A 211-nucleotide genomic window follows, 5' to 3' on the forward strand; every position below is an offset into this window, starting at 1 on the left:
GCAGCTCCACGCCATGCTCAAAGGCCCATTGATCGAGCGCGCGGCAGGTAAATTCCGGGCCCTGATCAGTTCTTATCTTCGCCGGATAGCCGCGAAACAGCGCAATGCTGTCCAGAATACGCGTGACCTGCACACCTGAAATCCCGAAGGCAACGGTTACCGTCAGGCACTCCTTCGTGAAGTCGTCCACGCAGGTAAGGCACTTGATCCT

At 57.3% G+C, this 211-nt stretch carries 1 protein-coding gene; it reads right to left on the minus strand.

What is annotated here, in order from left to right:
• The coding region (locus tag KAJ71_RS23380) for an integrase catalytic domain-containing protein (RefSeq protein WP_248947814.1) at positions 1–211 on the minus strand (211 nt) is incomplete at both ends.

The sequence above is a fragment of the Serratia silvae genome, from assembly GCF_023282985.1.
In the GTDB taxonomy this organism is placed as follows: Bacteria; Pseudomonadota; Gammaproteobacteria; order Enterobacterales; family Enterobacteriaceae; genus Chania; species Chania silvae.